The organism is Sphingomonas sp. AP28, from assembly GCF_056680455.1.
In genome coordinates this window covers 213,291-239,337 of record NZ_CM155283.1, presented here as the reverse complement: position 1 = coordinate 239,337, position 26,047 = coordinate 213,291, and the positions used below count along the sequence as shown (strand labels likewise).

Sequence of the window (26,047 nt, the reverse complement as noted above, 5' to 3'; positions counted from 1 at the left end):
GCCCGACACTCATTCATCGTGATAGTAGACTGTAATCGGCTGCCAAGTCAGTCGGGGGACAGCCCAATGGAGTGGGAGCAGACCGGCATTTCAGATACGCTGCCGTCTCTGAACGATCTCCGCGAGTACCGGCACGAGGGTGCATCGGATATTTACACCAGAGGTTTTCTGTCCGGGTGAGGCTGGATCAATCATGGATCAGAACGGTTCGCCTTACACAGCATTGCGTCGGATGTTCCTTAAACGCGCTAAACCCGAAGTTGACTTGTTTAAGGGGACGATACTACCCGGTTCAGTCCGCGAACAAGCCCGCACTTTACTACGATCTCGTACGGGCCGGCGTCCACTCCTTCGGGCGGTTGTAGGGTTCCCTGTTCTAGTGTTGGCGGCGACATTACTGCACGATCCATTCATACGTCCGCGCGTCGCGCAGAGATCAATTTGGAGGTGAACTGCTTGTTTATCGGGTTCGGCGCGTCGTTTGTGCTGAGGAGTTAACGGGCAGCGCAGTCAGCCGCTCCCCCGAGAAGAGCGGCTACGCGGCAAAAAGTCGAGCAGCTAGAAATTCAGTAGCGACTCAGTGCTACTGGCAGTTGGCGATAGCCATGGATGAAACAGGCCGCGACCCGGTCAGGCTCGCCCATGACGTTTACCCGCAGGCGCCGCTTCGCCATTTCCTCGAGCAGCACGGCGATCTGCAGTTCCGCCAATCGCGCGCCGACGCAGCGGTGGATGCCGTGGCCGAATGCCAGATGACGCCGGGCGTTGGGACGATCGATGACGATGCGGTCGCCGTCCGGAAACACGCTCTCGTCGCGATTGGCGCTGAGATACCAGAGGATGACCTTTTCGCCCGCTCGGATCGACTGGCCCTCCAGCTCGACATCCTGCGTCGCGGTGCGGCGCATGTGCGCGATCGGGGTCTGCCAGCGGATGATCTCGCTGACTGCCGAAGGGATCAGCCGCGGGTCGGCCTCGAGTCTGCCGCGCTCGTCGGGCTCGCGGTCGAGGCCATAGGCGCAGGCGGTCATGGAGCTGCGAGTCGTATCGCTGCCTCCGACGATAAGGAGGACCAGATTGCCGATGAATTCGAGCGGGTCCATGCTGCTCATCGCTTCCGAATGGATCATCATGCTGATTAGGTCGGGGCGCGGCGCGGCGTCAGCACGCTCGTTCCAAAGCTGCTGAAAATACGCGGCGCACTCGCGCACATGGACGAGCCGTTCCTGCCGCCTTATCGGATCACGCATCGCCTCGACATCACCCGCCCAGTCCGACCACAAAGTCAGCTTGCGTCGGTCCCTCCAGGGGAAGTCGAACAGGATCGCCAGCATTTGGGTCGTCAACTCGATCGAGACGCGGTCGACCCAGTCAAAGGTTCCGCCGATGGGCAGCGTATCGAGCACTTCAGCGGTTCGCGCCCGAATATCTGAGGAGAAGGTTGCCATCGCGCCGGGCGCGAAGGCTGGCGCCACTGTCCGCCGCTGACCGGCATGCTTTGGGCCATCCATGGCAATGAACATCGGCGTGCGCACGCCGTCCGGCGGGACGCTCGCGATCGTGATGCCGTCGGCGCTGGAAAACAGATCGGGTTGCGCCTCGACCCGCACGATCGGATCGAAGGTGGACACCGACCAATACGGCCCGAAGTCGCTGTCCTCGACATAATGAACGGGTGCCTGCGCACGAAGCTCGCGGAACGGCTCGTGCCATGTCCCGTCGCGGTAGAGTTCCGCACGGCTGACATCCCAGCGATCGGAGGTCATCGTGGGCTCACCACGTCGCGCACGATCTTCCACCCGCCTGCACGCGTGCGCCGCCAGACGACCTGGTAATTGGACTCTTGTATCTGCTGGTCGCTAACGAGCTGAAGCCGGGCGGTGCCGTTCTCGACCAAGATGTTCGGGCCAAGCGGTACGACGGACGTCGACTGGAGCTTCATGCTCGTCACGCCGCGCGCGAGAACCCGGAGGACTTCGCCAATCGCCGCACGCCCTTTGGCAGGTGGCGCGCCTGGAAGTACCAACCACGCGCCCTTCTCATACATCGCCGTGAGCGATGGCACATCGCCGCGCTTCAAGGCAGCGACCCAGCGATCTTCCTGATGCTGGACCACCGCGTTTCGTGTTTGCGCGAGGATGGGGCTGCTCACCAGCAAAGTGGCGGCGGCGATCGCGAAATATTTCAATGTATTCTCCGTTTGCCGTTCAGCAAAAGACCAAGTTCTCCCCACATTCCGTCGACGGCGAACCGTCGCTTGAGGGAGCTCCGTTTTAGCGGCCACGCCCTGCCTGCCCAGATCACCGTTGCTCAGCTCACCATGAAGGATCGTCACGGAGGGATCGTCACGCGATCCGCCTAGGCGAATTCAGGCTAGTGACGGACGGCAGGCTTCGCAGGCACACAGAGGTGCGTCAGGACCATGTTGCGCCACCAAATGTGAGACGGCTCGTCGTGAACGCGCGTATGCCACCAGAGATAGACATTGGCAGAGGGCAGATCGAATGGTGGCGCGACCGCCAGGACCTCGCCGGCCGAAATAGCATCACCGGCGACGCTTTCCGGTACAGTTGCGACCAGGTCGGAGGTCGCGACGCAGCGCACCGCAGCCCTTGCGTCGCTGACGGTCAAGATGACGCGCCGCTCCCTGCCAAGCGCCCCCAGGCTGTCGTTCACCACGCTGCGGGTCTGGTCCGAAAGGCGCACCGCAACATGGGACAGATCAAGATAGCGTTCCAGATCAAAGTCTTCGCCACAGAAACCGGGATGGTCGCGCCGCAGGACGCAGACGAACCGGTCGGTGCCTGCGGAAACCCGCATCGTCTCTCGGTCGAGTTCCAGGAAACTTTCGGCATCGCCATAAGCCAATGCGAGATCGACCTCGCCGCTCGCAAGGCGTTCGCTCAGGGGACCGTTGATGCCGAGCAGCTTCATCCGGACGTGCGGCGCGATGCGACGGATCGACGCGACCGCACTTGGGAGGCGCTCCATGATGCAGTCGCTCGCTGCCAGCGAGAAGCGATGCGCGGAGGTGCGTGGATCGAACTCGGCCTCCTCGGTTAGCACGGTGCGAAGATCGACCAGCGCACGTTGCAGCCTCGGCTGCATCGCGAGCGCGCGTGGCGTGGGACTGAAACCGCGTGCGTCGCACACGAACAGTTGGTCACCCATCCGCGTCCGCAACGCCGACAGCGAGTGGCTGACCGCCGAAGGCGTGACGCCTAGCGCCTGCGCCGCGCGGGTGACCCCGCCTGTATCGAGCAACGCGCTCATCACCCGCAGTAGTCGTAGATCTAGATCGCTCACCTGATTGCTGTTCATCGCGCTCCGTCTCGCGCTGCGCGGCAGGGGATGCCCCCTGAGCGGTGAGCAGGTCGTGGAAGCATCACAATTCTCCTTTCGGACATGCCTGTTCAGCAATCCGCGTTCGACGTCCCTTCCACGAAGATCGCGCTCGTTTCTTGAACGATTCTGCGGCGCGCAAAGAGCATCGGAAGGACGCTAGACACATCGGCGAAGCTTTTGGTCTATGGGTCTCACGTCTGATCAGAAGCCATATTGGCCGACCCGCGGTTCATAAAATCAGGAACACCTCAAGACGGGCGCAGATGTTCTGCTCGACGGACGGTATTGGATCGTCGCATTTGTTGCTCAACAGCCGGAGGTCGACGTGAGTACAGGCCGGTATAACGACGTCACGTCTTGGCTTCGTTCGGAGGAGGCGGGCGCGTTGACGGTGGAAACGCCGCGAAAGTCGACGCTGGCGATAGCGTTCATTCGCTACGGGCAGCCGTTTTCTGCAGAGCCGGACACTGTGTTGGTGCCCGAAGAGGCACATACCTTTGGCTGGAACTTGCGCGGTGCGGCAGGGGTCGAGTGCATATCACGCGATCCAAAGGTGAAGTCAGCCGCCAATGACTTCGAAACGACGTTCTGCGCGTTGCCGGAACTGGGTTTTCTACGTCTGAGTAAGCCTTGTGTCGCACAGCACTTTGTCTCTACGCGCGCGTTTCTCGATAAGCTTACGGACGGTCTGGAAGCTCCGCCGATCAGCCATGTCGGTCGGCCAGAACTAGCCATCGACGATCCAGTTCTTGCCACATACGGCAGCCGCCTTCTTCAATATGTTGGCTCGTCAGAGGAATTGGATGTCCTTTCGGCAGATTATGTCATGACGAGTATGGCTGTAGGTGTTTGCGGCCATTATGGTGGCTTGGTGACGAAGCGGCCGCTCATTGGTGGCTTGACGCGTTGGCAGATGCGTCTCGCCCAGGAGATGATCGACGCGAATCTCGTCTCGGGCGTACCGTTGAAGACGTTGGCGGAAGCGTGCGGGCTGCGCACAAGTCAATTCGCCCACGCGTTCAAGCGGTCAGTGGGAGTTGCGCCCCATCGATGGTTGATCAGCCGTCGGCTTGACCAAGCGCGGACGCTGTTGCGCGACACGAAGCTTCAACTGGCGGAAGTTGCGCTCGTCTGCGGGTTTGCCGACCAAAACCATTTCACACGCGCGTTTCGCCGTCACGAAGGTTTGGCGCCCAGCACGCGGCGCGCGGTCGCCTGACACGGGGCAAGATACGGCGCCCTACAATGTTCTTTCGTAGATGTTGTAGATCTTGTTGATCCGGCTGCCGAGCGTCATCGCGATCGATCGCATCCCCTGATTGTCGTCCAGGATCCAGCCGATTTCGCTTCGGCTAGCGCCGTAATTATCGATCGACGCGCGACGAATGTATCCGATCATCATGAAGGCGAGCTGGCTCGCGATTCGAGACGCCTGCAGTTCCTTGACGACGCCCATCAATGGCACGCGCATCGTACGGACCTTGGGTTTGCGCAGCCATAGCAGCAGCTTTACCCAGCCAAATGGGAGCAGCGATCCGTTAAGTGGCGCGATCGCTTCGTTTAGATCGGGGAGCGTGATCATGAAAGCAACCGGCTTGCCGTCCAATTCGGCTATGCGGATCAAGTCGTTGAATACGATCGGCTTCAACTTGACGCCGACGTCCTTGATCTCAGGCGGAGTAAGCGGGACGAAACCCCAGTTTTCGCTCCAAGCATCATTGAGGATCGTGAGGATGATAGCGGCCTCGTCCTCGAATCTGGATTTGTCGACCTCGCGCACCACGATCCGTGGATTATTCTCGCCGGACTTGATGATCCGCTGGACGATGGGCGGAAATTCGATGGCGAGGTCGAGTTCATAGGTTAGAAGTTGCTTAACAACGGCGTAGCCGGCACGCTCGATCCAGCCGCGATATTCGACCTTGGCATGCCCCATCATGATCGTCGGTGGATGATCATAGCCATCGACCAGGAGACCCGGCTCCTCCCAGATCGACTGGGAGATGGGGCCGAGCGCGCGGGTCATACCCTGGTCGCGCAGCCAAATCTCCGCACTGGCGAGTAGGGCGACGAAGATGTCTTCGCGCTCGGCGTCCATCAACCCCCATTGGCCGACGCCGGGACCGAAGCCCTGTGCCGCCGGCATGTCGAGCGCGAGCGTATCGAAATGCGCCGAGATCCGGCCGACGACCCGGCCATTCTCATGGGCAAGGAAGAGCTGCGCCTTGGCGTGGCTATACCAGCCGTTTTTCTCTGGGATGATCAATCCGAGCGCTTCCCCTTTCAGGGGTGGCACCCAGTTCGGGTCGTTGTCGTACACTCGATAAGGCAGATCGATGAACGCCTTGCGCTGCCGCTTGGTGGTCACAGCCGTTATGGTCAGATCGCTCAAGTCACTGGCTCCGCCCTCGGCGTGTCGTGGAAGGTCGATCTTTCTCGAGAAAGCCAAGGACGATGTCGGTGTAGCGTTCGGGCTGCTCGACCATCGAAAGATGGCGGGCGCGGGGTAGCACCGCGAGCGCAGACCCGCGGATGCCTTGATGCAGACGCTGGTGGCAGTCCAGCGTGACCTCATCCCATTCGCTCGTCATCACCAGCGTCGGCACGCGGATGTCGGCCAGCGCGGATCGGGCGTCCCAACCCTTCAACGTGCCGGTCACGCTGAACTCGTTCGGCCCGTTCATCACCGGATACGTGCGAGACGAGCCGAGGTTCTCGAATGTCCGCGTGAGATAGGCCGGTGGCTTGTCGACATGCACGACGTGCCGATCGTAGAACGTCTCGACGATCTTCGCATATTCGGGACTGTCCATCGCGCCGGCGGCTTCAAGTTGTCGACGCCGCGCGTCCATACCGTCGGGTAGCGCGGCAAGCAGACGCTGTGCACCAGCAACGAATTCGGCGACGCTCGCGGATGTGGATGCGAGGACGAGCTTTTCGACGCTTTTTGCACCATCGCTACGGCGCATATACTCCTGCGCGAGCCAGCCACCCCATGAGTGGCCGTACAGGACGACGCGATCGAGCTTCAATGCCTGCCGCAGGACATCGATCTCTTCGACGAAGCGGTCGATGCGCCACAGCGAAGGATCGTCGGGCTTGTCCGAGCGTCCACAGCCAAGCTGATCGTAGAAAATCACCGGGCGATCGACCGCCAGCGATGCCAGCGGCTCGAGATAATCATGTCCAGCTCCGGGGCCGCCATGAAGGAGGAGCAGCGGCGTCTGCGATCCAGACCATAACGAGCGCCACCAGACCCGTCCGCCTGGCACATTCGCGAACCCTTCTTCGATCACAGGCGGTTGCGACGCCAAGCTTTTGCGCGGCAGCGTCGCCGCGAACAGGGTAGCGGCGCCAGCCGTAAGAATCTCACGTCTTTGTAATGTCATAACGGTATCCTCAATCGGAAGATCAGTGGATCGGAAAACCGCGTCGCACAGAGTGGTCTTCGTCGGCAGCAGAGACCGCGCCATCCAATTTCAAGTAATTCGCAGAGTGAAGCGCGGTGAGGACGAGCATCAGTCGCCCAAGCGGTCCGCCATCGGCAATCATGAGCTCCGCCATGGAATGCTCGCGCAACAGTCGCAGCATTTTCTCGGTGGTAACTGCGAGCAAGGCAGGCTCCGATGCCGGCGTCAAAATGCCCTGCCGACTGCCGTTCGAGGAGGTTTTGCCCGCAAAGAACCGCGCGGTTGGCGCGTTTGGAGCGCGAAGGCCACTCTTCGGGGCGATCGCTACGGCACGAACCAGAACGATGCCGTCCTCCTCACCGCCAAGACGCGCCAGCATCTCGATCGTGGCGCCGAAAGCGATGAACGTTTCGCGCTGGTCAGACGGGACATCGTAGCGCGTCGGATGCGCAAACTCTGCGCCGTCCGTCAGGCGAACGCCATACGCCGCGGCATTGCCGACCAGCAGGCGCACGTCGTCGTCGTCCACGTCCCGAGGCATTGCCACGCCATCGACGATGCGAGTCCCCGCACGCCGGACGAATTGCTCGAAACCGGAGGGCGCACAAAGCAGCAGATAGCTGGCATCTTCGTCGCCAGCGTTACTCAGCCGGTGGACCTGACCGGGTGGCAGCGTCGCCCAATCGCCGGCACGCAGGATCATCGATCGCCCGAGCGTTTCCACAGTCAAGGCACCGCCCAGCATGACCAGTGTTTCGCTGTCGGTCTCGTGGAAGTGCGAAGGCGTCGTATTTCCGCGCGGAACTTGTGCGAGCAGCAGCGAGTAACGGCCGCCGGTAAACGCGGCGTCGGCGAACACGGTCATCAGCCCACCGGCGAATTGATAGATTTCGTGGCCGGCATCGGGGTAGGTGGATCGCATAGGAAGGGAAGCTCCGTGGGGGAGTTTCCAGAATAAACTGCACAGCCGTCAGGGGGAGGTCATACCTGTTCACGAACAGATGAACGCGTCTCATCATCGGGCGGCTGGTGAGGTTTGCCGGCACCGATGCAGCACCAGTCAGCCGTGGTCGTCGAAGACACTGCGATAGGCGTAGAGACCAGGCACGCCGCCCGTCATTACGAAAAGCACTGCCGATTTTGCGGGGAAGATTCCTGCGCGGACGTCGGCCATGAGACCTGCAAAGGCCTTGCCGCCATAGACTGGATCCAGCAATATCCCTTCGGTCCGTGCCACGGACCGTACAGCCTCGATCATCGCAGACGTCGGCATGCCGTACCCCGCCCCCAACTGGTCGCCCGACACGACGATCTGCTTGTCCTCGACTCGCGCGCTACCGTCGAGCAGCGCGAGCGTTTCGCGCGCCAGATGCAGCGTGTCCCGGTGCGTCCGATCGGTATCGGCTAGAACCGCGAACGACCGAATCCGACGAGGATCTTGCCCCAAGGCCGCAAATCCGGCGGCGAGACCAGCGTGCGTTCCGCCACTGCCGTTCGGGACGATGATCTGCGCAAAGCGCTCGTCCAGCGCGTCTTCCTGCGCCAGCAACTCCGCCCCGGCGGCAGCATATCCCAGGCACCCAGTGGGCGACGAGCCGCCCATACCGACCACATAGGGGTTGCGCCCATCACCCCTGAGAGCGTTCGCGCGGGCGTGCGCGGCGGCGAGCGCATCCGTGTCGCCGGGCAGTTCATGGATCGTCGCTCCGAACAGTCCGTCGAGCAGCACGTTGCCGTTAAAGCGATAGTCTTCATCGTTCCGTGGCACGACCCGGGTGAGGAAGAGTTCGCACGCCATCCCCGTACGCGCTGCCGCCGCGGCGCTCAGACGCGCGTGGTTCGATTGTAGTCCACCGGTGGTGATGAACGTGTCGCAACCTTGGGCAACGGCCTCCCCAAGCAGAAACTCCAACTTGCGCAACTTGTTGCCGCCGCCACCCAGCATCGCCTGATCGTCGCGCTTCGCATAGATGCGAACATCGACGCCCAGCGCGCGCTCCAGTCGCGGCAGCCGTTGGATGGGTGTCGGCACCTCGAGCAGGAGTACCCGTGGACGGTCGTTCAGTAACTCCAGCATTCCGATCCCCGCATTATCCTCGTGATCATCCTAGCATTCCTCATCGCTTTGCCGCGACGGTAGATTGAACACTGCACGGTGTTCGTCAGTGTGCATTCGAAAGCTGAGACGCAAGAAATTCGCTCAGAAGGCGGTTCACGAAGTCCGGTGCCTCAAGGCTCGCCGTGTGCCCGGCAAGCGGGATCTCGACGAACGCGCAGCCGATCCGCTCAGCCATTGCGCGCCCCTCTGCGACTGATCGCGCCTGATCTTCGGCGCCCGTGGCCACCAAGACCGGCATCTTCAACGCCGCAAGATCGGCTAGCGCTTCACGACGATCGAAGATGATCCGCCCGAGCGGCACGAGACTGTCCACCACGCGGCCAGGATCCCAGGACCGCAGTCGCGCCATGAATGCCGCCTGCAGCGTCGGATCACGCTCCTCCACTGCCGCCGAGAAGAAAAGCGGTGCGGCGGCGGCGATGACTGCCTCGGGAAAGCCTCGGTACGCCGCGATCGTGTCCAGCAAACCCATATAGGCAGCGTGTGTGGTTGCAGGCTCGGCTGCAAGCGACGTATCCATCAGCACCAGTCCGGTGACCCGGTCCGGCGCCATCAGGGCGAGTTCCGCGCCCCACATGCCACCGATCGACAACCCTGCGATCGTGCACCGATCGACCTTCAAGGCGTCTAGCAGTTCAAGATACTGACGGGCCACGTCGCGCATCGAGTCAACACCAGTCGGGAGGGGGCCGGACAGACCATGACCCCACAACTCTGGAACGATGACGCGGTAGCGCGTCGCCAACGTCTCGATCTGCGGCAGCCAGGCGTCGCCATCGCAAAGAAAGCCTGACCCAAGAACCACGGCAGGGCCCGAGCCTACGTCGATGACGCTTATGGCGGACCCCGCGACCGGGACCAACTTCCGCTCGTAGCTCATGCTGCGTCTTCGGCTTGAAAGAAGCGGTGTGAGCGATCGAAGTAACGGTTTTGACGGGTGATCCGAGCGGCAATCCCGGCTTTGAGAAGGCTTACCCGGCTGCGGATCGAAGCGGACGCTATCGGAGTGCTCGAGAGGTGAACGCCGTTAATAGCGGCGTATCGAACCAGCGCCAGTTCGCCGCGCGTGACGCTTTCCTTGCGACAGCGTGATGCGGCAGAAAACGTAAGCTGCATGGCACAGACGCGCGCTGCCGCGCTTGCCACACGTGACTTGGCCGATCGCCAGCCCTGCTTCGTCTGTAGATCGAGATCGTCAAGCCGGACGTGCTCGCTTGCAACGGGGTCATCGAAGCCGGTCGATACTGCGTTGGCGCCAGCTGGTTCGGAGAACAGCAACAGAAACGGTATGAAGGGAATAATGCACAGGCGTGACGCTGATTTAGCGGAGGCCAAGGCACCATCATACTCTGTGGCGCCGTCTTGCATTGGTATTGCTTCGAAAGTCATCGGTATCTCCATTTTTGGAAAATGACTTTTGAACCAGTAAAGTTTTTCGACCTAGATCACGGAGTCTCACCTTCACATGAGCGATGCTCAACTTGGCAATGACTGCTCTCACTCGCAGTCGGAAGTGCCGCGGACTGACGCTAATCTGCGTTGGCATCCCGCGTCGACACGGCGGCATGTGTCCGCCGCGTCCCTATGACCCCAGCGCGGCAGGGACCTCAGCGCTCCACCTGTCGTGCAACGATACGCAGTTGCGGATCTTCTCCAGCGTAGCATCCAGAAGCAACCGCATTTTCGCGTCCTTGCCGATCCGGGAGTTTAGGGCATCGCTCCAAGATCTTGCATCTGCCGCGGAGCAGGCATTGTCGGCCAAGCCGATAACCATCGGCCGGACGCCCTGACGTGACAGCAGGTCGAGATGCCCTTTGGCCCAAGTCAATGTGGCGGGACGCGTCGCTGGCTCCTCCGCCAGACTGAAGAGCACATGCTGTCGATCAAGATAGGAGAGCCGGGTATCGCCAAGGCGGTCGAGCAGCCAGGTGGCCCCGGCGGGGTCCCTCCGTGTACCGAGCGCATAGGCAATGATCTCGCGCTCGTTGGCGTCGGTCGTTTTGGCGAACCGCTCGAACAATGCCGGCACCCGCGTCCCCGGCATCGCCCTAAGATAGGCAGCAAAGGCGGCAACCTGGAGCTGGGGCGCCAGCGCCCCAACTTTGCCGGCAAGCGTATCCGCTGCCCCTTGCGCCAGCCCAGCGAGCACAATGGGATCTTCGGCTTCGTCAGCGAGCAATCGCTCCAGCCCGACCCGCAATCGTTGGTGTTCGGCCGTGTCGCCCGGCTTCGTTCCCGTGGCCACGAAGCCCACTTTGTCGAGCAATGGCCGGTAAAGCGCACGCAGCAGTTGGCTGTAGTGCGCCTGCTCGTCCGCCTGGATAATGCCTTGATGTCGCAGTACCGCCAATCGATTGCCGGCGTCGAGCGCAGCCGGCCCAAAGCTGTTGCCGACCATAAATCGGGCGGCATCGACCAGCAGATTCGGTGCAATCTCGCCCGCCCGAAATCCGGCCCATAGACTATCTGTCGTCATCAGCGCCTCTGCCGGTACCATGCTGGCCGAAGTGGCGATCAGCGCTCGCCAATCCTGCAGAGACAGCGAGAAGCGATAATACCCCTGCCCGCCCGCATTAGGCATCAAGACCCGGGCTCCACTGATGGGGATGGTCGCATCGAGCCCTTGGAGCATCACGCAGCTACGCGCAGCATCGGCGCGGTAGCAGATCGGAACCGTCCAACGTTGTGCCGCCGCGGTCGTGCCGATTGCTGCGTAGCGCGACTGGATCAGGCGATACCCGGTCGGCGTGCGGTCGAATCGGATCACGGGGATCCCGGGCTGGTCGACGAAACTGCGCAATGCCATCACTACCCGAGGATCGTGCACCGTGTCCTCCAGCGACGTGAAGAAATCTATCGTATCGGCATTGCCGTCGGCGAAGCGCGCCAAGTGGAGTTGCAGGGCGGCCCGAAACTTCTCTTCGCCAAGATAGGCCTCGAGCATCCCGAGGACCTGGCCGCCTTTTCCATAGGTAATATCGTCGAACGCTGGCTCGCTGTCTTCGCCGACGCGTTCGTGGACGGGATGGCTAGCCGCCAATTCGTCCAGGTTGAGTGCAGCGATGGCGTCCAGCGTCGACTGCACGCCTATTTGGAGCTCTGGGCGCCAGCGATCGCCTATCCGGTAGCTCATCCAGTTGGCGAAGCTCTCGTTCAGCCACAGGTCGTCCCAGGCTTTCGGCGTGACGAGGTCGCCAAACCATTGATGTGCAAGCTCGTGAGAAACGTCGCGAACAAAGTTCGCCTGGCTGGCCGGTGACCGGGGGTCTAGCGGAACGAGCTTCTCCTGATCGTATATGATGGCCGCCGCGTTCTCCATTGCGCCCGACATCATCGGAGACGCAATCTGGTCCAGCTTGGGATAAGGATAGGGCCGGCCCATATAGGCCTCGAGTTTCTCAAGGATCGGCCCGGTCTGCGCCAGCGCAAGATCAGGGCTGCCAGCCCCTTGCGGCGCCAGGATACGCAACGGTATGGGCGTTTTGCGCGCGGCGCTGGCCGGGATAGTGGCGGATGCAACCGCAAACGGCCCCACGGCGACCGCAACCAAATATGTCGGCAAAGGCGCGGTGGTTGCAAAGCGATGGCGGATCAGCGCGCCGTCTGCCTCCGCTGTCTGCTCGGCACCGTTGCTGGTGGCGACCATGCCGGCGTATGTCGTCACCGATACCGTGTAGGGAGTCTTGAACCCAGGCCGGTCGAAACTGGGGAACAGCCTGCGGGCGTTTCGTGCTTCGAGTTGCGACCAGGCGTACCAGCGGCCGCCGACGTCTGCGCGGTAGAGCCCCGCGAGCGATTCCGCGAAGCCCGCCTCATAGTCCAGTATCAGTGTCGCGCGTCCCGCCGAAACCGCACGCGCGAGATCGAGCCTTGCGTGCCCGCCTGAATCCATCTCGCGATACGTGGCCGGAAACTCGGCACTCCCTCGCCGCAGCACGGCGCGGCGGACAGTCAAATCCTGTCCATCGAGCGCCACGTGCGACGTGGCGTTGACCAGATCCACGTCGATCTCGACATGACCATTGAACCGCGCACGATCAGGCAAGATCGTAAGGTCCAGTCGGTAATTCACTGGCCGAATGCTCGCCTTTGGCGGCTGTGCAGGGACTGCGGCCGTCATGGGCATGACCGCTCCAGCGACCACCGCAACGGCATGTTGCAAAGTCCGAGTAAGTCCCGAAAACACCACGATCATGACGACCTCCATCGAGGTTGAGCGGTGCGCGATACCCAGATTGTCATGGTCGAGCGAACACAGAGTCCGTATCGTCACCAATTGCAGCTACGCGCGCCATGGCCGCCTCGGGCGGCATCGCCGCAAAGGGCTGCTCGCGGTCAGCCGCTACCAACGCGTCGAAAAATCGCTGGTGCTCCGGAACGCTGATGCTCAGCAGGCGCGCCTCGGTATTACCTTCGTTGGCGAACCCGTGAAGGCCGGTCGACCTCGCCACAACGACATCGCCAGTGCTCGACCTGAACGCATGACCGTTGTCCGGCTCTCTGAAGAAGGTAACGGTGCCTGCCAAAACGTAGAAGGCCTCAGTATAATGGTGGAGGTGGAGCGGTACGACGTCGCCCGGCGCGAGCACCTGCTCGAAAAAGCAAAACCGCATGTCCGAATCTTCGGCTTTGACTTTCCAGGTTAATTTCGCACCCGCCAGATCGAAATGTTCGCCGTTCCCCGCGGATATCATCGATAACCGTTGTGGATGAGAATGTTCAGGCATCGCATGCTCCCCTGGGCAAGCGCTCAGCGCTCATCCGTCGTAATATGAACTCGATTACTGCGTGTCCCGGACTGCCGATGCTCACCATTTAAAAATCCTCAAAGGCCGGTGAACCCAATTCACAATGACTGACAGGACGGGGAATAAGCGTCAACGATGGCATCTCTGTTGCGGTACTACGGTCTAGAATCTATCAAAAGTCTACGCTTCGACATTCCCACCGTAGTAAGCTAAGGATCGCTCGCCCACGTCTTTGCGGTAACGGGCAGGACGCGCGGAGGTGAAGATGGCAACATTTGGTCGCTTGGGCGAAGTTGCGACGGTGCCACTGGAGCTTTCTGCCGGAAGTTCTTTGACGCTGCGCGCCCGTGGCTTGGTCAAATCCAGGCTCTATATGGCGGAAATCGACATTGGCGAGCATGGCATTGCGCAGAACGACGAATATCCCCAATGGGACGACGTGTTCACGGTCGGAATACGTTATCGCGAAGAAGTAAGCGAAACCTTGGTTTACGGACAGAGATTCGATTTTAAAGCACCAGTGGGTTTCTCTCATATACTGTATTTGCCGGAAGTTGATTTTGTGGAATTCAGTTCCGAGCGCCATTCCGTCGAGATATTGCTGCCTCGGGCCTTCATGCGTCAGATCGCCGAAGATCTGGAGGTCCCGGCGATTACGCATCTCGGGAACGATGCCTGCTTACTGGCATTCGATCCCGTACTCGTTTCGCTGGCGAACCGTATCCATCCTTATCTCAACGACCCGGACATGCTCGACACGCTCTACGCCGATAGCTTTATGTGGTCGTTCGGGATCTACGTAATGAGCCGTTACGGCGATCTCGCCTCGCGTCGCTCCTCGGTCGGTGGGCTGACTACTTGGCAGGAACGGCTTGCTAAGGAATTGATAGAAATAAATCTCACCGACGGGATTGCCCTTGAGGAACTTGCGCGATGTTGTGATCTTCGCGTCAGCCAGTTCGCTCATGCCTTCAAGCACTCGGTTGGTGTGCCACCGCACCAGTGGCTCATCAATCGGCGAGTATCGCGTGCTACAGACCTGCTGCGCGGACGTAGTTTCAATCTTACCGAGATTGCGGGTCAATGCGGCTTCGCCGACCAAGCACATTTCAGCCGAGTCTTCCGAAAACGGGTTGGAGTTGCGCCGGCAGCTTGGCGCAAGCAAATTTGACATGTGCTCAAGCCTATCGGATCATTGACAGCAGTGTACGCTACCAATCAAATTTCCATGGAGTGGCTTGACTGAACCGAGCAGGTCTTTCAGATCTTGCCACAACTCGTTGCTACGTCACGTATAAGGCTCTTCATTACTGGTGTGTCACCCGCTGAGTTGTTGACGACGACGGCCAAGACCCACAATCGGACGTTCGCGCCCCTTTCCTCGCTTCCCAACTCTGGACGTGGTTCATTTTTGCCACAAACGCCAACACAGCGCTGTGAGGGCGGCAAAGATCGTTTTGTGTTGTAGGAGTCGGTTGCGGGGACAGGATTTTACCGCTGCAGAACTCGCTTCCCGCTATACGGCAGCGCTATCGTCGGCCGGTGACTAACATCGAGACGGCGCTACGATATCTAGCCCTCCGCGAGAATAGCGATTGTTCGTACAAGCCAGATGAGCGTAAAACCTAGTCATATTCACAACTGTGCGACAAACAGGTGTTTGCCGTCATCCCGTGAATGTCATGGGCGCGCGAGCTGCGCGATGAGCATCAACGTTCTAAAACGCGAACGTCCGTGCTGCGGTCGCAAATTCAGGACTTCCGCGACTATGCTGCGGAAGTCCCGTGTGGTTCCAGTTTAGGATAGACCAAGCCAAGCGGTACACGTGCGGTGTACCTCTTGGTTTAGAGCTTGATAAACTGAGACGCGATTAGGACTTCAGCGATTTCGCCATGTTGAGATGCGCTGCAACCGTCGGTGCCAAGCCCGCCGCAAACGTCTTCAGCTGGGACACGTCGCCGGTTGCAGCATATCCCTTGAGCGTATCGAGCGTCTGCTCATGCCCGGCGACCTGGGCCGCTGCATACGCGGTGTCGAAGTCAGTGCCCTGCTTGGTCTTCAGATCGGCAAGCTTCTGCTGCTGCTCGGCACTCAGCGCCGGGTCGGGCGACAAAGCTGGCGACAGCGTTGCCGTCAGTGCCTTCAGCTTCGCAGTCGAACCCTCGTGTGCGGTGATCATTTGGCCAGCGAACTTCTTTACCGCAGCAGATGCGCCATTAGTCACAGCAAGCTTCGAGGTCTCGATCTCGAACGCATCGCTCGCAGCTGCCATGTTGACGAAAGCCTGCCCACCTAAGACGGTTGCTGCCACGGCGTCATTGGAACCGGATGCATTAACGTCCGTGGCGGTCGTGTTGGCGTAGGTGCTGTTATTAACAACGGTCGTATCGTCGGCCTTCTTGCCGCATGCGGCCAGTGACAGGGCCGCTGCCGATACCAGTGCCAGGGTCTTGAAGTTCATCATACTCTCCATCCACTTGTGTATTGCTATTGCCGCTCAACGCGTGCCTCTTGAGGACCGTTCCGCACGAGTAACGAGCTCTGGACCGTTCCTGAGGTGCGTTCGTTCTAGCGGTCTGCCGGCGCAGCCGCCGGCCTTATCGGGACACGGCTATGAGCATCTTCAGCACGATCATGAACAAGGTTTTCCATCACAAAGCCGCACCAGCCGCTGCGCCGGCTCAGGCTCCCGCCGCTGCGCCCCAAGCTGCGCCACAGGCCGCGCCGACCGCTACCGCCCAGCCCGCCCCCGCAGCGGCTCAGCAGTCCGTCGATGTCGGTGCGGTCCTTAGCGAGATGGCATCGATGAAAGATGGCGGGGGCAATTACCAGAGCTCGATCGTCGATCTTCTGAAGCTGCTGGACCTAGATTCCAGTCTGACGGCTCGCAAGGAACTCGCTAGCGAACTGAACGTCCATGCAGCAGCCGACGGCTCGGCCGAGCAGAACATCGCCCTTCACAAGGCAGTGATGCAGAAGCTTGCCGATAACGGCGGTATCGTTCCAGATAGCCTGCGCAACTAAACAAGCCGATCCGGGGGACCACACCCAACGCGGTCCCCCCGGCCTCAGACCGCCAGTTTAATCGTCGTCACCGTTATTGGGCAGGAGCAGCGTTCGGAGGCGTCGCAGATACGGGCCCCTGCGCTGCCTAAGCTGGCAGCGTCTTACTACCACGCGGTGATCCATTCGGCTCTTTCTGAAAGCCACGCGCCGCGAGCCAGCAGATCGTTACGACGAGTGCCACGATCATCACGAAGATGACAATTGCCACAGGATCGGCTCGCTTGTTTCCCCGTCGCCGCATCACATGCGCTCCACAGTCGTGCCGTCGATGTTATCGCCGTGCCGTAGCCACGTGGCGACGAGGTGTTAGTGGACCCAGACGGCTCTATCGCCGCTCGCCGAAGACCGAACCAAGAATGCCCCCCAGGCCGCCGCCGAGACCGCCCCCGGGGCGCAGCGGCTGCGACTCCAGCGCCACCTAAGGCTGCCGAGTACAGATCCAAGGAGGCCACCCTGCTGCCCGGCCGAGCGCCCTGTCAGATGCCCGGCCACCAGCATGACCAGGATCGGCAGTATCTGCTTGAGAAGCTCGGGCGCCAGGCCGCTGCTCTGCGCCGCGTCGTCGGCGACCTCTCGACTGCCGTCCTTCGACCCGAAGATACCGCCGAGGAACTGATTGCCGCGATCAATCGCAGTCGGCTCATTGCCCAGCACATTGGAGGCAAGGCTTGCGCCGCCAAGCGTGTTCACATGGGCGTCTAACTGCGTCGTGTTATTCCCCATGCCGCCCAGAACCGACGGCAGCAGCGCTTCTGCGCCCCGCTGGGCTTGGTCACGCGGTATGCCTAGCTGGGCGGCGAGTGCGTCGATGCCACCATCTGGGAGGAGGTCATTGAGATTCATGGCAGCGTCCTTGTTGTTACGGGTGTCAACAAACGCTGGGACCGATACGTCCGGTCCCCTTTGATCGCGCTTGGACCATGGATCGGTAGGCATGCGCTGTTTGCGCAATGTTAGTCAGGGAGTTCGGGCGTACGGGCGCCAAAACGTCTTATCCGGCGGTAGATATTGACGCGATGGTGCCGAGACACGGGAACCCTCCCCCATACTCTCGCGCTTGAGCCATGAAGGAGAGACGGCATGGACGACCAGCGCGTATGGGAATTCGAAGGGAGCCTATGGGATGCCAGCGACGAGCATTACCAGAACCGGATCGACGAGGAGATCGTCATGGTCTTGCCCCGTCCGCCTTATGTCTTCCAGGGGCAGGAAGCGAAGGATGCGGTCAAGGCTACGCCTGATTGGGATACGGTTGAGCTATCGGATCGACGAGTGTCACGACCTCAAGAGGGGCTGATCGTCGTTGCGTACACGGCACGATGCGCGAGCGGCGACGAGAAGTACGAGGCGCATTGCACCTCGACTTTGCGGATGCGGGGACACGACGATTGGCTGGTCGTCCAACATCAGCAGACGCCACCCTTGACCGCCAGCGTCGAAGCCTGACCACTGGGTTGCCGTCGCGCCTGATACATACCTGTAACAGGCGCGACGGTACTGAACCGGGAGTCGGCGCCCTCGTCGCTGGTGTGATCCCGACAGCCTCAACTGCGACCGGTTATCGCGACCAATGGATCGCCAATGCAACCGTCGGCGAGTAGGGAAGCCGTGACATCGCGGAACCCTGCTTTTTCCAGATAGAGGCGGACAAGCGAGGCGTGCCCCTGCGTATCGAGAGCGCGCCAGACCGCCACGGCCTTGGTTGGGAAGCACCGGTTCGAGAAGCTTATGATGACGCGGCCTCCCGGCTTCAACACGCGACGAACCTCGCGCAGTACCGCCAGGGGGTGTTGCAGATATTGAATCCCGACACAGATCAGTACGGCATCGTAGCGCGCGTCCCCTTCGGACAACTCAGGCACATCGTTCAGGTCTTGGACGAACCAGCGGTCGAGGCGCGGATTGGCCGTCAGTTCCTCTGCGTTCATGCCGTGGCCAACGACCTCGCCGTAGGCGACGTCGTCCGGCAGGTGGCTGACCCAGCTCGACATGATGTCGAGCACCCGCCCGCCAGCAGGGATCGCATCGCGGTACAGGCTGGTCAGTGCGCAGACAGCTGCCTCGTCAATGTGCGTGACTAAACGCGGGGGTGCGTAGAAGCCAAGATCGTCGCCATCATCCTGACGGTCGAAGGCATGCGCCGGCAATCCCAACTCGATCGCTTCGGTCACGCGGTGAACCCCTGCCAAGTAAACCAGCCGGTATTTGCGACCACATCGTCCGTTCGTAGCCGTATGCCCAAGCGCAACGCGAGATAGCGGTCGTCCTCAATCACCGGCGACGGCCCAGCCATACACCGACCCCCGCAAGGCCGAGAACCGCCATACCGCCCGCTGCGGCTGCCACCTTGCGCCCCCGGTGTGGATCGCGTCGGCCACCATCAGAACCGGCCGGGACGCCATGTTCGAACAACACCCCATCGCTGTCGTTGCCGTCGGCCGCGCGGGCTGACCAGGTGTCGAGGAAGCCGCTCATGATCGCCGCCAGCAGGTTCGGCGCCGCGAACTCGCCGAGTTTGAATGCGATTGCCGGCGCGCCGACGGCGGTGAGGTTACGAGGGTGCGTGGCGAGCCGCACGACTGCCTTCGCCACCGTCTCCGGTGCGAGCGAACCGGGGGGAAGCGAAAGCCGGGCACCGGTATAGTTGCCGGCATGGTCCACGCCGGGCGTATCGACGAAGGTCGGGCAGACGTCGCATATGTGAATGTGCGGACGCTTCGACACCTCGCCGCGCAAAGCCGAACTGAACCCGCGCAACCCGAACTTGCTCGCCGAATAGGCCGCGGCATACGGCGTAGCGACAAAACCGCCCGCCGAAATCATGTTTACCCAGCTGCCGTGATCCTGCGCGAGGAAGATCGGCAGTACGGCATGGACGTCGTTCATGTGGGCGACGAGGTTCACATCGATGACACGGGCATGATCTGCGATCGGCACGTCTTCGTACCGGCCGAGCACACCGACGCCTTCGCAGCTGAACCAAAGGTCAATGCCACCGAGCAGATCGCGCGCCTCAGCGGCGAATGCGGCCACTGCGCCTGCGTCGGTGGAATCTACCGGTCGGACGATTGCGCTGCCGCCAGCTTCGACGCAGCGCTGCGCGACGTCGTCCAGCCCGTCCTTGCCGCGAGACCCTAGGACAAGCCGCGCTCCCGCTTTTGCGAAAGCCATCGCCGTTGCCGCGCCGATGCCGCTCGATGCACCGGTGATTACCACGCGGCGCCCGGCCAGGTTACGATCAGCGCTCATCGGACGATGTTCAAGGCGGCTGCCTCTACACTTACGGGAAGACAACGCGGTCGCGTCAGACGAACTTTCCTATCATCATGCATAGACACTCAACGTCTCGGAGGCGCAGGATGTCCAACCGAAACCGCGCGATGTTCCTTGAAAGTGATCCCAGGATGATCAGTTGGGATTGGTATGCGGTTCCTTGGGGCCATCGCTCAACGATCTGAGCTGCGCTTCGCGAGTTGGGTCACCACTACCGCCATGTGGAACTGGCACATCGATAGGGCTGTTCGGTGTCGCACCACCGCTAAGCTTTCCCGATCCGCTCAAGACATCCGCGGCGTCGGTACCGCCTAGACCACCGCCGCCCGGCGTTTTGGTCATCTGCGCATCGTCCAAAACGGTCGCAGTGCTATCGGCGTCGTTCGGCTCCGGCTTCATGTCGTCAGGTACAATGTTCGGCTGTTCGGTTGCCATGTCGATCTCCTTGACTCGCTCTAGAACCTTTCAGCCGGCGCAAGTTTCCCACCAATTCAATGATCCTGGTGCTCGAGGAAGATAGCCAGCCCCTAGAATACCGTCTCGGTTTGCCCTTCCCGATGGCCTAGTCATCCAGCATCACCTGGGAGGGCCAGAGGCAATACCGCCGATACACGCTCATGGATATGTTCGAAAATCTAGGCGTTTGAACATTGCCACAGGGAGAGCATGATGCCCGATACGTTCAAACCAACCACGAAGATCGCCGCTAATGCAAAGAAGGGGCTAAAGTTGCGCGACGATTTCGGACGAGGCGGTACGGACGTCGGGGTTCGTCGTGCCGAGCAACTCGCGGCGCAGGACGATGTGACCGCCGAGGATGTGAAGTCGATGCACAGCTACTTCGCGCGTCACGAGGTCGACAAAGACGGCAAAACCCATGAGTGGGGATCGGACACCGATCCGTCCGCGGGCTACATCGCTTGGCTCCTATGGGGAGGCGATGAGGGGAAGGAATGGGCTGGTCGACACGCCGAGAAGCTCGACTAGAGTGCTATCGGAACGGCAGATCGCGATCACGATCGTTGTTCGATCACGGTTCATTACCACTTCCAACGCGGAGGGTCGACGCGATGCCGTTAGCCCCCCTCGCCCCAGTAATTGATCGGCACATGTCAGATGTACGTTCTCCTTTTCGCCGCGGTCGCAGCGCTGATGCAATCGCCAGTTGCTGCATCCGTAGTGAAGCCAGGCACGATAGCGATCGTTGCTACAGATAGCTCAACCACGTCTCCCGCGATCACGAAAACTTTCACGGACGCCGTTCAGCGAAGCTTCCTTCGAACAGCCTTCCTGCCCATGCCCGACGCGAACCACAGCCTTTACGTCGCTAAGGTTGAGGTATCGCAGACGCAGCGCGGCGTCGTACGGTCCGGCAACGACCGATCAGACCGACCGGGTATGGCAGCGGGCCTTGGAGGCCTGTCGCTGACTCAGCCTTCGGGGAAGGATCAATTGCGCGGTCTGATCGTGACCCGTCTCGAAGTGACCGTGTCGCTGCGCCGCGATAAACACGTCGTCTGGACAGGGCAGGCAACAACGGTGCGGGCTAGCGGCACACGAACAGGCGACCCCTCGATTGTTGCAGCAGCCCTGTCCGATGCCCTCCTGACGTGGTTTCCCCGGCAGCTGCCGGGACCGCTGTCTGTCCCGTAAGACTCACCGGGTAAGGCGATTATCAGCCTCTGATCTTAGCCAACACGCGCGCTGCAACATTGCTCCTAACGGCAAGCTTCCGCCATAGCGCAGTGCCGTCGACGGCGATGACCGACGTAGTGCCTGGGCAATGCCAACGCCGTCCTCGCCGGCGGCAAACAGATCCTGCGTCAGCCCAACGCGCAGCGAATGGCTCGACGGCGCGCGAGCGGCCTCCTCGACTTTGGCGATCGGCATCTCGACCAGCCCCTGCCGGGCTCGCCACGCGCACGCGAGTGCGGCAAATACAACGCCGGCGTCTGGAATCCGTCGACGCTATCCGGCGATGTGACACTCGGCGAAGGCATTCTAAACAACGAGCTTCATATCGGTCGGCGGATCTTCAGCCGGCGGACGTGGGTGGAGGTCGCCAACGAGCGGCGCGGCTTCTCACGGCGCCCCCGTGATGAACCCAACCTGCGTATTATCGATGATGCTCTTTGGGACCAGGTCGAAGCCCAGCAGATCGAAGCCCGTGCCGCGCGCGACGTGAAGTTCAAGCTTACCGGCAATCCGCTCAGCGGGGCCAAACGGCCCACGTATCTGCTGTCCGGACTGGTGATATGCGGGGCGTGCGGGGTGCCGTTTTTGGCACGGGAGCGGGACGCTGGCGCTGCAAGGGCCACCGTACGGGCGAGTGCGAGAATGGCTCAATTACGATCAGGGAACTCGGAACCCGAGCCCTTGCCGGTATACACGGACGACTGCTCACACCCGAGGTCATAAGCCGGTTCGCTGTTGCCCTTCAGCAGGAACTGGCAGGAGCATCGCGGGTCGGTTGCCGATCGTATCCGGGCCGAAACCGACCTGGCCGACACTCGTGCGCGCATCACCAAGCTTGTCGCCCATATTGAAAAGGATGAAGACGCGCCACGCTCGCTCACCGCGCGCCTGAAGGAACTTGAAGCTGACGAACACCGCCTTCAACAGATGGCCGCAGCGACTTCCCTATCACACGTTGTTCGCCTGCCGGCCAACTATGAAGCGCTGTACGTCCGCGCGATCGCAGAGCTCGACAGCCATTTGGCATCCGATGACGCAGCAGTTGTTTGGCAGACGATCCGTCCTCTCATCGAGAGGATCGTGGTTCAGCCGGGTAGCGGGCGTGGCGGAAAAAGCCGGCCCATTCGGTTTCATGGCGATCTTTACCGGATGCTGGCGTTTGCGGAGGGTGCCTGTACGCCAAACACACAAAAGCCCCGGTCCATTGGGACAGGAGCTTTTGTGACAGAGTTGGTTGCGGGGACAGGATTTGACCGCTGTAGAACTCGGTTCCGGCTGCTCGGCGGCACGATCGTAAGCCTGTGAAGGTGACCCAAGCAACACTACTTACGCCCCACCGCGGTCCCGGGCGACGACCGTGATTTGCGGCTGGGTTGTAAGCCAGGCGCACCTATCTCCCAGCCAGTGGCAGATCGGCGATACCACGCTGATAGCGGCTATAAACCCCACGACTGTCAGTTCCTCACGTATGGCAACAGCTCGATTTCGAAATGCTGCGAACCTTAACGGTCGTTCGGTCGCCATCGCTCGACGCAGGGACCATTGCAAACCCATCATGGGTAAGGGGCGAGGGATGAAGCGCCTTGTGCATGACGATTATCCAACTTGGCGCCACCGCCATCGAGCCTCAGGCCCTCGGCACCAACGGCGCGCATGCGGTCAAGCAGCCTGAATACCTGGCGTCGGCCCAGTCCGAGAACCATAGCAGCATCATCAATCCGCAAGTCGCCGCGCTCGACCCTTTGCAACGTGTCGTACCGCGAGAGTTCGCCTTGGCTCATCGAAACCACCGTCATCTGCGCACACCCTCGTGAACGTGGGCGGCATGACAGCGAAGATCCGCCCGGTATGGAACCGTGACATTTCTATCTAGTGGAAGGGTGACATTTCTATTTGGCGCTTACAATCATTCGGATCGATACTAATCGTTATGTTAAATAGGAAGTTGACGCTGGGTAGGCATTGATCTTGCATAGGCAACCTCAGCAGATTGAGATGATAGCCGATACCTTAAATAATCTGACTCCGGTGGCCATCAAACAGGCTGGTAGCAACGTTTGTTTCTGACCCTCATACTCTCTGGCTTGGAGATCGTGACACGCAATAGGTTGGTCTGCGCGACCGTTTTACCGCGATTGATGAACTGCCGGCCGGTGCAGTTTATACGGCATATACAAGGAGGCTCGATATGGCACGATCATCTTCCAATTTTCACGTGCGCGAAGCTAAGCCGCGACTTCTCGATATTCTGAAAGGGCTAACTCTTCTCGCCTCCGACGATCAATTCCCACACGATTTCGATGCGACGCTGCTTCCATTGAAGGCAGTCGACCTGTGACTGGCGCGCGGTACATGCTCGACGCCAATATCTTCTCCGATCTCGTTCGCAATCCGCAAGCCGCTGTGGTCGAAAGATCGTCGGGAAGAGACAACCTGTCCATCAGCATTTCACCGCGGCTGAGCTTCGCTACGGTGGCGCTCGCAAAAGCTCCCCACGCCTTCTTAAGCAAGTCGAGGCCATCCAAGGCGGCCTCGAACCCTTCCGCTCGACGTCCCGGCTGACGTCGAATATGGCGGCATCCATGCAAAGCTTCAGGCTGTGGGCAGACCAATCGGTCCCAACGACCTCCTGATCGCAGCCCAGGCCCATGCACGGGGTGCCACGCCAGTCACCGCCAATGTCGGTGAGTTCGCGCGTGTTCGGGTCTCAGCATGGAAAACTGGCTCGCGTGATACTGGGGCGTTCCGCATCTAAAAACAGGTCTTTAAGCGTCGCAGCGATCCCATCCGCATCGATTAATGGATCACCCGCCGCCTATCCTAACGAACGCCACCATCTCCGCATTGCGCTGTTTTGGCGTGATATCCGACTCCTGTTCCTGATCGCGCAGCGTGACATTGTTCGCTGCGTCCTTGACCAAACGTATATCCCATATGTATATCCCACATCATGCACAATCAATGATGGACTGTTAGATGACACGTACCACCCTATTCCAGTCGAACCGGTCTCAAGCGGTACGTTTGCCCAAAGATGTGGCCTTTCCCCTCGACGTGCGGGAAGTCACTATCCTTCGCGATGGAGACAGGCGTGTGATCGTTCCCGTCGACCGCATCTGGGACGAATTCTTCGCAGCTCCTGGGGTTGATCTCGGTGATCGCGAACAGCCAGCGGCGCAGGAGCGGGATGCACTTTGATGCTGCGTTATATGCTCGATACGAACCTGTGCATTCGTGTGTTACGTGATCGGCCGCAAAGCATTCGGGAACGCTTCAATGCCGAAGCGGGCGGCCTCTGCATCTCCACCGTCGTTCTGTACGAGTTGTTCTACGGCGCTGCGAATTCGGACCGCCCGATCGAGGCACGTCGCGAGGTTGAGCGCTTCGCCGCCCGTGTTGATGTATTGCCGTTTGATGCCGACGCCGCGGCGCATGCTGGTGACATCCGAGCCGCACTGAAGCGAGAAGGGCGCATGATCGGAAGCTATGATCTGCAGATTGCCGGCCATGCGCGCAGTCGCGGACTGATTGTCGTCACTGGCAATCTCGGGGAATTTGATCGTGTGCAGGGTTTACGCTGCGAAGACTGGTTGCCGGCGCATTAGCGTACACTAGCGGATCGGCGTCGCCGATTCGCACATTACGCGCGAACGTATTGCCAGTCGCTAGCGATCAATGTTTCGAGCGCGCTTCGCTTCGGCTACGAGGTCGGCGATCGGCCCCTGCCCTGAGGTGGCCTCGTAGATTTCGGCTGCATCATGATCAGCAAACTTTTCTAGTATCAGCCGAACCGCCGCGACGCTGGCGTCGTTCAGTACGGTCTTTGTCTCGTCGTTCGCCTTGGCTAAGGTCCCGCCGGTGTTTCCAATGGAGAACGAATAGCATGAACGTAGGTGACCTGGCCAAGGGCGTCGCCGAAGCGACCGGTTCGAACGAGGCCGATGCAAAGAAGGCGATCACCGCCGTATTCGACCAGATCGCAGCCGCAGCCGTGAAGGGCGAGGAGGTTTCGATTCCCGGGTTCGGTAAGTTCACCGTCAAGGACCGCCCGGAGCGCGAAGGCCGTAACCCCGGCACCGGTGAGGCGATCACGATCGCAGCGTCCAAGAAGGTTGCGTTCACAGCCGCCAAGGGGCTGAAGGACAAGATGTAAGACGTGTGCGCCGGCGAGCGGTCTCGTCGGCGCCAACGGGCATGGCTCCATTACAATATCAAAAAACCTTCGACCCTACGAAGCAGGACGGTTGCTCCTGACCGAACCGACGAGCGCGAGCTCGGCCGCCTTCTCGGTCTGTTATCAGAGCGTGTCTCAATTCAGTCGGGAATACTGGCGAATGTTCGGCACACCGCCGATGCAGGGCATTCGAACGCGCCGGTTGGATTGATTGCTA

Annotated in this window: 30 protein-coding genes and 1 pseudogene; 14 read left to right on the top strand and 17 right to left on the bottom strand. The window is 60.7% G+C overall.

From position 1 onward, the window contains the following. Positions 1 to 566: 566 nt before the first annotated feature. From AC1MH0_RS01120 to AC1MH0_RS01110, 3 genes are read right to left on the bottom strand one after another with little or no spacing between them, the layout of a single operon-like run. Positions 567 to 1,766 (bottom strand): cytochrome P450, encoded by a 1,200-nt coding sequence (locus AC1MH0_RS01120; protein ID WP_480964316.1) that lies wholly within the window; start codon positions 1,764 to 1,766, stop codon positions 567 to 569. Next, the gene (locus AC1MH0_RS01115) at positions 1,763 to 2,335 is read right to left on the bottom strand and encodes a YybH family protein (protein WP_480964315.1); all 573 of its coding nucleotides are present in this window, start codon (positions 2,333 to 2,335) and stop codon (positions 1,763 to 1,765) included. Before AC1MH0_RS01115 ends, AC1MH0_RS01120 begins: the two co-directional genes overlap by 4 nt. Positions 2,336 to 2,373: 38 nt before the next feature. Continuing rightward, the gene (locus AC1MH0_RS01110; protein WP_480964314.1) at positions 2,374 to 3,321 is read right to left on the bottom strand and encodes a LysR family transcriptional regulator; all 948 of its coding nucleotides are present in this window, start codon (positions 3,319 to 3,321) and stop codon (positions 2,374 to 2,376) included. 415 nt (positions 3,322 to 3,736) lie between these two features. Here AC1MH0_RS01110 and AC1MH0_RS01105 point away from each other — a divergent pair, with 415 nt between their 5' ends. Then, entirely contained in the window at positions 3,737 to 4,564 is an 828-nt protein-coding gene (locus tag AC1MH0_RS01105) for a helix-turn-helix transcriptional regulator (protein ID WP_480965799.1), read from the top strand. A 21-nt stretch (positions 4,565 to 4,585) separates the two neighbouring features. Here AC1MH0_RS01105 and AC1MH0_RS01100 read toward each other — a convergent pair whose 3' ends face one another. From AC1MH0_RS01100 to AC1MH0_RS01065, 8 genes are all read right to left on the bottom strand, one after another. Continuing rightward, positions 4,586 to 5,737: an N-acetyltransferase gene (locus tag AC1MH0_RS01100; RefSeq protein ID WP_480964313.1), complete on the bottom strand. Its 1,152-nt coding sequence runs from the start codon at positions 5,735 to 5,737 to the stop codon at positions 4,586 to 4,588. A gap of 1 nt (position 5,738) precedes the next feature. Further along, the gene (locus tag AC1MH0_RS01095; protein WP_480964312.1) at positions 5,739 to 6,734 is read right to left on the bottom strand and encodes a proline iminopeptidase-family hydrolase; all 996 of its coding nucleotides are present in this window, start codon (positions 6,732 to 6,734) and stop codon (positions 5,739 to 5,741) included. 22 nt (positions 6,735 to 6,756) lie between these two features. Continuing rightward, on the bottom strand, positions 6,757 to 7,620 hold the full coding sequence (locus AC1MH0_RS01090; RefSeq protein ID WP_480964311.1) for a cupin domain-containing protein: 864 nt from the start codon (positions 7,618 to 7,620) through the stop codon (positions 6,757 to 6,759). A 195-nt stretch (positions 7,621 to 7,815) separates the two neighbouring features. Next, positions 7,816 to 8,832, bottom strand: coding sequence for a D-cysteine desulfhydrase family protein (locus AC1MH0_RS01085; protein ID WP_480964310.1), 1,017 nt, complete (start codon positions 8,830 to 8,832; stop codon positions 7,816 to 7,818). An 85-nt stretch (positions 8,833 to 8,917) separates the two neighbouring features. Then, positions 8,918 to 9,754, bottom strand: a complete 837-nt coding sequence (locus tag AC1MH0_RS01080; protein WP_480964309.1) for an alpha/beta fold hydrolase — start codon at positions 9,752 to 9,754, stop codon at positions 8,918 to 8,920. Beyond that, positions 9,751 to 10,263, bottom strand: coding sequence for a UrcA family protein (locus tag AC1MH0_RS01075; RefSeq protein WP_480964308.1), 513 nt, complete (start codon positions 10,261 to 10,263; stop codon positions 9,751 to 9,753). Before AC1MH0_RS01075 ends, AC1MH0_RS01080 begins: the two co-directional genes overlap by 4 nt. 193 nt (positions 10,264 to 10,456) lie before the next feature. Further along, entirely contained in the window at positions 10,457 to 13,081 is a 2,625-nt protein-coding gene (locus tag AC1MH0_RS01070) for a M1 family metallopeptidase (protein ID WP_480964307.1), read from the bottom strand. A 31-nt stretch (positions 13,082 to 13,112) separates the two neighbouring features. Further along, positions 13,113 to 13,601 (bottom strand): cupin domain-containing protein, encoded by a 489-nt coding sequence (locus tag AC1MH0_RS01065; RefSeq protein WP_480964306.1) that lies wholly within the window; start codon positions 13,599 to 13,601, stop codon positions 13,113 to 13,115. Positions 13,602 to 13,887: 286 nt separating this feature from the next. On the opposite strand from AC1MH0_RS01065, the gene AC1MH0_RS01060 reads away from it, so the two are divergent. Further along, positions 13,888 to 14,793 (top strand): helix-turn-helix domain-containing protein, encoded by a 906-nt coding sequence (locus AC1MH0_RS01060; RefSeq protein ID WP_480965798.1) that lies wholly within the window; start codon positions 13,888 to 13,890, stop codon positions 14,791 to 14,793. A gap of 699 nt (positions 14,794 to 15,492) precedes the next feature. Here the strand turns inward: AC1MH0_RS01060 and AC1MH0_RS01055 are convergent. Next, positions 15,493 to 16,083 (bottom strand): DUF4142 domain-containing protein, encoded by a 591-nt coding sequence (locus AC1MH0_RS01055; RefSeq protein WP_480964305.1) that lies wholly within the window; start codon positions 16,081 to 16,083, stop codon positions 15,493 to 15,495. 152 nt (positions 16,084 to 16,235) lie between these two features. On the opposite strand from AC1MH0_RS01055, the gene AC1MH0_RS01050 reads away from it, so the two are divergent. After that, positions 16,236 to 16,646 (top strand): DUF3597 family protein, encoded by a 411-nt coding sequence (locus AC1MH0_RS01050; protein WP_093400728.1) that lies wholly within the window; start codon positions 16,236 to 16,238, stop codon positions 16,644 to 16,646. A 348-nt stretch (positions 16,647 to 16,994) separates the two neighbouring features. On the opposite strand, the gene AC1MH0_RS01045 is transcribed toward AC1MH0_RS01050, so the two are convergent. After that, positions 16,995 to 17,531: a DUF937 domain-containing protein gene (locus tag AC1MH0_RS01045; RefSeq protein ID WP_480964304.1), complete on the bottom strand. Its 537-nt coding sequence runs from the start codon at positions 17,529 to 17,531 to the stop codon at positions 16,995 to 16,997. Positions 17,532 to 17,768: 237 nt separating this feature from the next. Here AC1MH0_RS01045 and AC1MH0_RS01040 point away from each other — a divergent pair, with 237 nt between their 5' ends. After that, a complete protein-coding gene (locus AC1MH0_RS01040) occupies positions 17,769 to 18,134 on the top strand; it encodes a DUF4440 domain-containing protein (RefSeq protein ID WP_353454061.1) in 366 nt (121 codons plus the stop codon). Between the two features lie 98 nt (positions 18,135 to 18,232). On the opposite strand, the gene AC1MH0_RS01035 is transcribed toward AC1MH0_RS01040, so the two are convergent. The 3 genes from AC1MH0_RS01035 to AC1MH0_RS01025 form a co-directional block, all read right to left on the bottom strand. Continuing rightward, positions 18,233 to 18,859 carry a class I SAM-dependent methyltransferase gene (locus AC1MH0_RS01035; RefSeq protein ID WP_480964303.1) on the bottom strand — a complete coding sequence of 209 codons (627 nt, stop codon included), beginning with the start codon at positions 18,857 to 18,859 and terminating at the stop codon, positions 18,233 to 18,235. 100 nt (positions 18,860 to 18,959) lie between these two features. Next, complete coding sequence (locus AC1MH0_RS01030) at positions 18,960 to 19,937, bottom strand: SDR family oxidoreductase (protein ID WP_480964302.1); 978 nt, start codon at positions 19,935 to 19,937, stop codon at positions 18,960 to 18,962. A gap of 159 nt (positions 19,938 to 20,096) precedes the next feature. Next, positions 20,097 to 20,396: a hypothetical protein gene (locus AC1MH0_RS01025; protein ID WP_480964301.1), complete on the bottom strand. Its 300-nt coding sequence runs from the start codon at positions 20,394 to 20,396 to the stop codon at positions 20,097 to 20,099. A gap of 234 nt (positions 20,397 to 20,630) precedes the next feature. Between AC1MH0_RS01025 and AC1MH0_RS01020 the strand changes: the two genes are divergently transcribed. Together AC1MH0_RS01020 and AC1MH0_RS01015 are read left to right on the top strand one after the other, a co-directional pair. Continuing rightward, complete coding sequence (locus AC1MH0_RS01020) at positions 20,631 to 20,948, top strand: hypothetical protein (RefSeq protein ID WP_480964300.1); 318 nt, start codon at positions 20,631 to 20,633, stop codon at positions 20,946 to 20,948. A gap of 111 nt (positions 20,949 to 21,059) precedes the next feature. Further along, positions 21,060 to 21,614 (top strand): hypothetical protein, encoded by a 555-nt coding sequence (locus AC1MH0_RS01015; protein WP_480964299.1) that lies wholly within the window; start codon positions 21,060 to 21,062, stop codon positions 21,612 to 21,614. A gap of 22 nt (positions 21,615 to 21,636) precedes the next feature. Here the strand turns inward: AC1MH0_RS01015 and AC1MH0_RS01010 are convergent. Next, positions 21,637 to 21,866 (bottom strand): annotated as a pseudogene (locus AC1MH0_RS01010) (integrase); the annotation flags it as partial. Between AC1MH0_RS01010 and AC1MH0_RS01005 the strand changes: the two are divergent. The 8 genes from AC1MH0_RS01005 (at position 21,804) to AC1MH0_RS00970 (ending at position 25,809) form a co-directional block, all read left to right on the top strand. Continuing rightward, complete coding sequence (locus AC1MH0_RS01005) at positions 21,804 to 22,379, top strand: recombinase family protein (RefSeq protein ID WP_480964298.1); 576 nt, start codon at positions 21,804 to 21,806, stop codon at positions 22,377 to 22,379. The pseudogene AC1MH0_RS01010 and the gene AC1MH0_RS01005 sit on opposite strands and share 63 nt — an antisense overlap. Before the next feature lie 12 nt (positions 22,380 to 22,391). Beyond that, positions 22,392 to 22,961 (top strand): hypothetical protein, encoded by a 570-nt coding sequence (locus tag AC1MH0_RS01000; protein ID WP_480964297.1) that lies wholly within the window; start codon positions 22,392 to 22,394, stop codon positions 22,959 to 22,961. Between the two features lie 284 nt (positions 22,962 to 23,245). Further along, a complete protein-coding gene (locus AC1MH0_RS00995; protein WP_480964296.1) occupies positions 23,246 to 23,470 on the top strand; it encodes a hypothetical protein in 225 nt (74 codons plus the stop codon). A 538-nt stretch (positions 23,471 to 24,008) separates the two neighbouring features. After that, the gene (locus tag AC1MH0_RS00990) at positions 24,009 to 24,218 is read left to right on the top strand and encodes a hypothetical protein (protein WP_480964295.1); all 210 of its coding nucleotides are present in this window, start codon (positions 24,009 to 24,011) and stop codon (positions 24,216 to 24,218) included. Positions 24,219 to 24,234: 16 nt separating this feature from the next. Continuing rightward, a complete protein-coding gene (locus AC1MH0_RS00985) occupies positions 24,235 to 24,411 on the top strand; it encodes a hypothetical protein (RefSeq protein WP_480965797.1) in 177 nt (58 codons plus the stop codon). Between the two features lie 221 nt (positions 24,412 to 24,632). After that, on the top strand, positions 24,633 to 24,854 hold the full coding sequence (gene vapB, locus AC1MH0_RS00980; protein WP_480964294.1) for a type II toxin-antitoxin system VapB family antitoxin: 222 nt from the start codon (positions 24,633 to 24,635) through the stop codon (positions 24,852 to 24,854). Beyond that, complete coding sequence (vapC, locus tag AC1MH0_RS00975; RefSeq protein ID WP_480964293.1) at positions 24,854 to 25,261, top strand: type II toxin-antitoxin system tRNA(fMet)-specific endonuclease VapC; 408 nt, start codon at positions 24,854 to 24,856, stop codon at positions 25,259 to 25,261. The genes vapB and vapC overlap by 1 nt, the downstream gene beginning before the upstream one ends. A 278-nt stretch (positions 25,262 to 25,539) precedes the next feature. Further along, positions 25,540 to 25,809, top strand: coding sequence for an HU family DNA-binding protein (locus tag AC1MH0_RS00970; protein ID WP_480964292.1), 270 nt, complete (start codon positions 25,540 to 25,542; stop codon positions 25,807 to 25,809). Positions 25,810 to 26,047: the final 238 nt, after the last annotated feature.

What these genes read in the sequence shown, in the direction of transcription:
- AC1MH0_RS01120 (WP_480964316.1), bottom strand. Translation starts at nt 1,766, where the DNA reads ATGACCTCCGATCGCTGGGATGTCAGCCGTGCGGAACTCTACCGCGAC.
- AC1MH0_RS01110 (WP_480964314.1), bottom strand. Translation starts at nt 3,321, where the DNA reads ATGAACAGCAATCAGGTGAGCGATCTAGATCTACGACTACTGCGGGTG.
- AC1MH0_RS01095 (WP_480964312.1), bottom strand. Translation starts at nt 6,734, where the DNA reads ATGACATTACAAAGACGTGAGATTCTTACGGCTGGCGCCGCTACCCTG.
- AC1MH0_RS01090 (WP_480964311.1), bottom strand. Translation starts at nt 7,620, where the DNA reads ATGACCGTGTTCGCCGACGCCGCGTTTACCGGCGGCCGTTACTCGCTG.
- AC1MH0_RS01085 (WP_480964310.1), bottom strand. Translation starts at nt 8,832, where the DNA reads ATGCTGGAGTTACTGAACGACCGTCCACGGGTACTCCTGCTCGAGGTG.
- AC1MH0_RS01080 (WP_480964309.1), bottom strand. Translation starts at nt 9,754, where the DNA reads ATGAGCTACGAGCGGAAGTTGGTCCCGGTCGCGGGGTCCGCCATAAGC.
- AC1MH0_RS01075 (WP_480964308.1), bottom strand. Translation starts at nt 10,263, where the DNA reads ATGACTTTCGAAGCAATACCAATGCAAGACGGCGCCACAGAGTATGAT.
- AC1MH0_RS01070 (WP_480964307.1), bottom strand. Translation starts at nt 13,081, where the DNA reads ATGGAGGTCGTCATGATCGTGGTGTTTTCGGGACTTACTCGGACTTTG.
- AC1MH0_RS01065 (WP_480964306.1), bottom strand. Translation starts at nt 13,601, where the DNA reads ATGCCTGAACATTCTCATCCACAACGGTTATCGATGATATCCGCGGGG.
- AC1MH0_RS01060 (WP_480965798.1), top strand. Translation starts at nt 13,888, where the DNA reads ATGGCAACATTTGGTCGCTTGGGCGAAGTTGCGACGGTGCCACTGGAG.
- AC1MH0_RS01055 (WP_480964305.1), bottom strand. Translation starts at nt 16,083, where the DNA reads ATGAACTTCAAGACCCTGGCACTGGTATCGGCAGCGGCCCTGTCACTG.
- AC1MH0_RS01050 (WP_093400728.1), top strand. Translation starts at nt 16,236, where the DNA reads ATGAGCATCTTCAGCACGATCATGAACAAGGTTTTCCATCACAAAGCC.
- AC1MH0_RS01045 (WP_480964304.1), bottom strand. Translation starts at nt 17,531, where the DNA reads ATGAATCTCAATGACCTCCTCCCAGATGGTGGCATCGACGCACTCGCC.
- AC1MH0_RS01040 (WP_353454061.1), top strand. Translation starts at nt 17,769, where the DNA reads ATGGACGACCAGCGCGTATGGGAATTCGAAGGGAGCCTATGGGATGCC.
- AC1MH0_RS01030 (WP_480964302.1), bottom strand. Translation starts at nt 19,937, where the DNA reads ATGAGCGCTGATCGTAACCTGGCCGGGCGCCGCGTGGTAATCACCGGT.
- AC1MH0_RS01025 (WP_480964301.1), bottom strand. Translation starts at nt 20,396, where the DNA reads ATGGCAACCGAACAGCCGAACATTGTACCTGACGACATGAAGCCGGAG.
- AC1MH0_RS01020 (WP_480964300.1), top strand. Translation starts at nt 20,631, where the DNA reads ATGCCCGATACGTTCAAACCAACCACGAAGATCGCCGCTAATGCAAAG.
- AC1MH0_RS01005 (WP_480964298.1), top strand. Translation starts at nt 21,804, where the DNA reads ATGGCTCGACGGCGCGCGAGCGGCCTCCTCGACTTTGGCGATCGGCAT.
- AC1MH0_RS00995 (WP_480964296.1), top strand. Translation starts at nt 23,246, where the DNA reads ATGACGATTATCCAACTTGGCGCCACCGCCATCGAGCCTCAGGCCCTC.
- AC1MH0_RS00990 (WP_480964295.1), top strand. Translation starts at nt 24,009, where the DNA reads ATGCTCGACGCCAATATCTTCTCCGATCTCGTTCGCAATCCGCAAGCC.
- vapB (WP_480964294.1), top strand. Translation starts at nt 24,633, where the DNA reads ATGACACGTACCACCCTATTCCAGTCGAACCGGTCTCAAGCGGTACGT.
- vapC (WP_480964293.1), top strand. Translation starts at nt 24,854, where the DNA reads ATGCTGCGTTATATGCTCGATACGAACCTGTGCATTCGTGTGTTACGT.
- AC1MH0_RS00970 (WP_480964292.1), top strand. Translation starts at nt 25,540, where the DNA reads ATGAACGTAGGTGACCTGGCCAAGGGCGTCGCCGAAGCGACCGGTTCG.